Genomic DNA, 5,906 nt, shown 5'->3' with positions numbered 1-5,906 from the left:
GCGCGCCTTCCTGGCGTACGTGGTGATCCTCGGCCGCCGTGCCACCCGGCTGTCCGACTCCGTCGATCATGAGGTCGACGGCGTCGTCGATCGGCACCACCACCCGGTCGACCAGCGGCAGCGCCTCGGCCACCCGGTGTTCGACCAGGACCAGCGTGGTGTCGGCGTCCAGCGCACCGGCCACCGCCTGCCGGATCAGCGCGGCGCCGGCCGGGTCGAGGTTCGCGGTCGGCTCGTCGAGCAGCAGCAGCCCGGGCCGCAGGGCGAGCACCCCGGCGAGGGCGAGCCGTTGCTGCTCGCCGCCGGAGAGCGCCGCGGTGGGCCGGTCCCGCCGGTACGGGAAGCCGACCCGGTGCAGCGCCTCGTCCACCCGGGGCCAGATCTCCTCCGCGGGAACCCCCCGGTTCTCCAGCCCGAACGCCACGTCGTCGCCGCAGCGGGCCATCACCAGCTGGGTCTCCGGGTCCTGGAAGACGATCCCGACCCGCTCGCGGCCCTTGCGGGGATCCAGCCCGTCGATCTCGACGGTGCCCTCCTGCTCGCCCGAGTCCTCGGGCAGCAGCCCCGCCAGCGCGGCGAGCAGCGTGCTCTTGCCCGCCCCCGAGGCCCCCAGCAGCAACACCCGCTCGCCGCGGTCGATCCGCAGGTCAACCCCCTGCACCGCCCACGCCCGACGCCCGGCGTGCCGCCACCCGAACCCCCGCAACACCACCGCCCCCACCGCGCCCCTCCCTCCGCACCGGGTTCACCCTGCTCCGTCGATCATGAGGTTGACGGCGGTTTCCGAGATCGGGATCGCCGCCAACCTCATGATCAACTTGTCTGGACGCGGGTGGGTCAGATGGCGGCGCGTTCGCGGCCGGCGGGGAAACGGTCGAGGACGCCGGTGCCCGCCAGGGCGCGGGTCAGGTACCAGGAACCGGCCCCGGCGATGACCGTGGCGCTGACGATGGTGAGCAGCGCGTACGGGATGCGGTAGCTGGTCAGGTCGGTCGCGACGTTCCAGTAGAAGAAGTCGAACAGCGCGGCGCTCAGGCCGGTCATGGCGCCGGCCAGCAGCGCGGTCGGCAGCCGGAACGAGCGGTAGCGGAATGCGGCAAACGCCAGCTCGGCGCCGATGCCCTGGGTCAGGCCCTGGACGATCACGATGCTCGCCCACTGGCTGCCCAGCAGGGCGGAGACGATCGCCGCCAGCGTCTCGCAGTAGAGCGCGGCACCCGGCTTGCGGATCACCAGGCCGCCGAGCACGGCCGGCACCAGCCAGACCCCGTAGATCAGGGTCTGGGCCGGCGGGAAGAAGGCGAACGCCGTCTCGGTGGCGCTCCAGACCAGGCCCCAGGCCCAGAAGATGACGCCGAAGGCGACGGCGATGACCGAGGCGACCACGATGTCGATGGTGCGCCAGCGGTCGGTGTCGGTGCGGTTCATGTGGATGCTCCCAGTCCTGAAAAGGAACCAGGAGAAGACGCACGCCGCGTCCGGTGGCCGGACGGCGGCGCGGCTGGAGGTCGACCGAACTCCCTGCGCTGGCATTACCCAGATCAGGTTCGAGGGTCTGCGGGCGATGCCCGCACTCTCAGCGCTGTGCGCTCCCCTGTCGGATGTGAAGTTGTCGCGCCGACGCTAACACCTCTGAAGATCATCGGGCAAAGTGATCTTTTCGCAGCTCACCCCGAGTTCCGGGCGGCGGGGCGAACGGGCCGTCCGCCAGCCCCCGATCCTTGCCCCCGCGTGCGACGATCCACCCATGGCCGCTCCCGAAAGCCCGGAGCGCACCCTCCTGCTGACCCTCGCGGGGACCGCGGTGGGCGTTCTGCCGATCGCCGTGATCGTGATCGGGTCCGCGTCGGGTCGGGGCGACCTCGGCACCGTGCTCTGGTTCCTCCTCGCCGGGCTGGGGATCGGCGTCGTCGCGTCGCTGGCGCTCTACGCGCAACTCCGCGCCCGGGCGACCTGGGACCGCGAGTTCCCGGACGGGCGGGCACCCTGGTGGCGGCGGCCACGACCCTGACGGTGCCGGGCCCAGCCCTCCCCCCAACGGGAAGCGACGACAGGACAAGCCTTCCGCGCCGTTCCATCGACCTGACCCACTCCTCCGGGTAACCTCAGGCGGCCAGTCGGAACGGGCAGAGGGACGATTGTGGTGAGTGGGCAGACTGATCACCCGGTGCCGGCGGGCGAGCCGGAACGGCGCGAGCCGGCGGCCGGGGCAATCGGCGTGGCCACGCCGGACGTACGCGAAGAGGGGCCGGCGCCGGTCGACGGCGACGGACCACGGCGCCGGCTGGGTGACCGGGTCGGGTCGGTCGAGGTGCTCGCCGGGCTGCTGATCCTGCTGATCGTCTTCCGTGAGCCGCTGGCCCGCGCGCTGTCCGCGCCCCGGTTGCAGACCTGGACCACCGTCTTCGTCTCGGTGATGGTGCAGGCCGTGCCGTTCCTGGTCTTCGGGGTGCTGCTCTCCGCGGTGATCGCGGTCTTCGTGCCCCGCTCGTTCTGGGCCCGGGCGCTGCCGCGACACCCCGCCCTCGCGGTGCCGGTGGCCAGCGCCGCCGGCGTGGTGCTGCCCGGCTGCGAGTGCGGTTCGGTGCCGATCGCCGGGTCGCTGATCCGACGGGGGGTCACCCCGGCCGCCGCGCTGGCCTTCCTGCTCGCCGCCCCGGCGATCAACCCGATCGTGCTCACCGCCACCGCGGTCGCCTTCCCGAACAACCCCGAGATGGTCCTCGGCCGGGGCGTCGCGAGCCTGATCGTCGCGATGACCATGGGCTGGCTCTGGCTGCGCCTCGGCCGCGCCGACTGGATCCGGCTGCCGCGCCGGCCGGAGCTGGACGACAACTCACGCGGGCGGGCGTTCTGGGCGGCGGTCCGGCACGACGTGACGCACGCCGGCGGCTTCCTGGTGCTCGGCGCGATGGCCGCCGCCAGCATCAACGTCCTGGTGCCCGAGCGGTGGTTGCAGACCCTCGCCGACAACCCGGTGCTCTCGGTGCTGGCGCTGGCCGTGCTCGCGGTGCTGCTGTCGATCTGCTCGGAGGCGGACGCCTTCGTCGCGGCGTCGCTGTCCCAGTTCTCGCTGACCTCGCGGTTGGTATTCCTCGTGGTGGGGCCGATGGTGGATCTCAAGCTCATCTCGATGCAGACCGGCGTCTTCGGACGGCGGTTCGCGTTCCGGTTCGCCCCGGCCACCTTCGCGGTTGCCGTGGCGGTCGCCGTCGCGACCGGGGCGGTGCTGCTGTGAACCGGCAGGCGCAGGCGGTCGTCCTGCTGTTGCTCGGCGGCGCCGTAATCCGGGCCAGCCTCACCGACCTCTACCTGAACTACGTCAAGGAAGGGCTGCGGCCCTTCCTGATCGCCGCCGGCCTGCTGCTGGTCGTCGCGGCGGTCATGACGCTCTGGTACGAGCTGCGCCCGGCCGCCCCGTCGCCGGCGCCCGCGGACCCGGCCGGCCCCGACGACCACGCCGACCACGGGCACGGCCACCACGAGCCGCGGGTGGGCTGGCTGCTGATCCTGCCGGTGCTGGGCCTGCTGCTGGTCGCCCCGCCGGCCCTGGGCTCATACGCGGCCGGGCAGGCCGGCACGGCGCTCTCCAGCCAGCAGCGGCCCTCCGACTACCCGCCGCTGCCCGACGGCGACCCGGTGCAGGTCAGCGTGCTCGACTACGCCTCCCGGGCGCTGTTCGACAAGGGCGCGTCGATCGGCGACCGGCGGGTCCGGCTCACCGGCTTCATCACCGCCGGGCCGAACGGGCAGCCGATCCTGGCTCGCATGGTGCTCTCCTGCTGCGCCGCCGACGGGCGGCCGGTGAAGCTGGGCATGACCGGCGACGTGCCCGGCGGGCTGGCCGACGACACCTGGGTCGAGGTGACCGGCCGCTACAGCGACCGGATCGCGCGCGACCCCGTCAACGACGCCGAGATCCCCTACCTCGACGTGGAGTCCTGGCGACAGGTGCCCGCCCCCAAGCGCCAGTACGAGTGACGCCCGCCGTGGGTAGGCTGGCGATCATGCGGATCGAAGCCCGGGGGCTCACGTTCGACGTACGTGCCGGCGGACCGGAGGACGGCGCGCCGGTGCTCCTGCTGCACGGCTTCCCGCAGCACGGCGGGGAGTGGGACGCCGTGGTCCCGGCGCTGCACGCCGCCGGCCTGCGCACGTACGCGCTGGACCAGCGGGGCTACTCGCCGGGTGCCCGGCCAAAGGCGGTCGAGGCGTACCGGATGCCGGAGCTGGTGGCCGACGCGGTGGCGGTGCTGGACGCCCTCGGTGTCGAGGCCGCGCACGTGGTGGGGCACGACTGGGGCGCGGTGGTCGGCTGGAACCTGGCCGCCCGGCACCCCGAGCGGGTCCGCACCCTGACCGCGGTCTCCGTGCCGCACCCGGCCGCCATGGCGCACGCGCTGACCACCGACCCGCAGCAGAAGGCGCGCTCGGCGTACATCCTGCTGTTCCGGCAACCGGGCAAGGCGGAGAAGGCGCTGCTGGCGCTGGGCGCGACCGGGTTGCGCCGGATGCTCACCGGGGTCGGCGACGACGAGCGGGTGGCCGCGTACGCGGACCCGATGCGCGAGCCGGGCGCGCTGACCGCCGCGCTGAACTGGTACCGGGCGATGGACCGCACTGACATGGCGGCCACCGGGCCGGCGCCGGTGCCCACCACCTTCGTCTGGAGCGACCGGGACATCGCGATCGGCCGCACCGCCGCCAAGGCGTGCGCCGACCACGTCACCGGGGACTACCGCTTCGTCGAGCTGCACCGGGTGAGCCACTGGATTCCCGACGAGGCGCCCGCCCCGCTGGCCGAGGCGATCCTGGCCCGGGTGCGCGGCCTGGCCTGAACCGCACCCCGCGCCCGGCCTGAGCCCGCACCCGTGCCTGGCCTCGACCGGCTCCCGGCGCGCGGCCCGGCCGGCGCGGACGGATCTCGGCGGCGCCAACGCTGGGCAGCCCGGGCGGGGCGGGTCACCGGACGGCGCCGGTCGCCGGACGACCCCGGCAACTGACGGGACGAAGCGACGACATGGACGGAGGAAGCATGACGGTGAGCGCGGAGGACTACCTGGCCGAGGTGACCGCGACGATCAGTCGGGTGGCCGCGAGCCAGCGGGCGGCGGTGGGGCGGGCGGCGGACCTGATCGCCGAGGCCGTCCGCGCCGACGGGGTGGTGCACGCCTTCGGCACCGGGCACTCCGAGGCGCTGGCGATGGAGATCGCCGGCCGGGCCGGCGGGCTGGTGCCGACCAACCGGATCGCCCTGCGTGACCTGGTGCTGCTCGGCGGCGCGCCGACCGACCTGCTCGGGCCCCTGTTGGAACGCGACCCGTCGGTGGCGCACCGCCTCTACGAGCTGGCCCCGGTCCGCCCGGGGGACGTCTTCGTGCTGGCCTCCAACTCGGGCGTCAACGGTGCGATGGTCGAGTTCGCGTCCCTGGTGAAGGAGAAGGGGCACGGCCTGGTCGCGATCACCTCGGCGCAGCACTCCGCGCGGATGACCTCGCGTCACCCGTCCGGGCGCAAGCTCGCCGACCTCGCCGACGTGGTGCTCGACAACGGCGCCCCGTACGGTGACGCGACCCTGCCGCTGCCCGGCGGCGGCGCGGTCGGCGCGGTCTCGTCGATCACCGCGGCCCTGCTGGCCCAGCAGATCACGGTCGAGGTGGTGGCCCGCCTGCTGGCGGCGGGGGAGCGTCCCCCGGTCTACCTGTCGGCCAACATCGCCGGCGGCGACGAGCACAACCACGCCCTGGAAGCCCGGTACGCCGGCCGGATCCGCCGGGGTTCCTGAGGCGGCCCGACGCCACCGGCCCGACGCCACCGGCCCGACGCCACCGGCCCGACGCCACCGGCCCGACGCCACCGGCCCGACGCCACCGGCCCGACGCCGCTGGCCCGATGCCGCTGGCCCG

7 protein-coding genes and 1 riboswitch are annotated in these 5,906 nt (G+C 74.1%); of the genes, 5 read left to right on the top strand and 2 right to left on the bottom strand.

Annotation, left to right across the window (positions count from 1 at the left end):
• Both NCC78_RS26415 and NCC78_RS26410 read right to left on the bottom strand, forming a co-directional pair.
• Positions 1-721, bottom strand: a 721-nt coding sequence (locus NCC78_RS26415; RefSeq protein ID WP_250797850.1) for an ABC transporter ATP-binding protein, incomplete at its 3' end; no start/stop codon positions are given.
• Positions 722-837: 116 nt separating this feature from the next.
• Entirely contained in the window at positions 838-1,428 is a 591-nt protein-coding gene (locus tag NCC78_RS26410; protein WP_250797849.1) for an ECF transporter S component, read from the bottom strand.
• Positions 1,429-1,500: 72 nt separating this feature from the next.
• A riboswitch (TPP riboswitch) is annotated at positions 1,501-1,606 on the bottom strand.
• Between the two features lie 141 nt (positions 1,607-1,747).
• On the opposite strand from NCC78_RS26410, the gene NCC78_RS26405 reads away from it, so the two are divergent.
• The 5 genes from NCC78_RS26405 to NCC78_RS26385 all read left to right on the top strand — a co-directional run bounded on the left by NCC78_RS26405 (position 1,748) and on the right by NCC78_RS26385 (position 5,785).
• Positions 1,748-2,011 (top strand): hypothetical protein, encoded by a 264-nt coding sequence (locus tag NCC78_RS26405; protein ID WP_250797847.1) that lies wholly within the window; start codon positions 1,748-1,750, stop codon positions 2,009-2,011.
• A gap of 273 nt (positions 2,012-2,284) precedes the next feature.
• Complete coding sequence (locus tag NCC78_RS26400) at positions 2,285-3,238, top strand: permease (protein ID WP_250797851.1); 954 nt, start codon at positions 2,285-2,287, stop codon at positions 3,236-3,238.
• A complete protein-coding gene (locus tag NCC78_RS26395) occupies positions 3,235-3,981 on the top strand; it encodes a TIGR03943 family putative permease subunit (protein ID WP_250797846.1) in 747 nt (248 codons plus the stop codon). Before NCC78_RS26400 ends, NCC78_RS26395 begins: the two co-directional genes overlap by 4 nt.
• A 26-nt stretch (positions 3,982-4,007) precedes the next feature.
• The gene (locus NCC78_RS26390) at positions 4,008-4,838 is read left to right on the top strand and encodes an alpha/beta fold hydrolase (RefSeq protein ID WP_250797845.1); all 831 of its coding nucleotides are present in this window, start codon (positions 4,008-4,010) and stop codon (positions 4,836-4,838) included.
• A 197-nt stretch (positions 4,839-5,035) separates the two neighbouring features.
• Entirely contained in the window at positions 5,036-5,785 is a 750-nt protein-coding gene (locus tag NCC78_RS26385; protein WP_250797844.1) for a sugar isomerase domain-containing protein, read from the top strand.
• Positions 5,786-5,906: the final 121 nt, after the last annotated feature.

This window comes from Micromonospora phytophila (genome assembly GCF_023656545.1).
Taxonomy (GTDB): Bacteria; Actinomycetota; Actinomycetes; order Mycobacteriales; family Micromonosporaceae; genus Micromonospora; species Micromonospora phytophila.
Note: the sequence above shows the minus strand (reverse complement) of the source record. Positions and strands in the feature narration are given on the sequence as shown.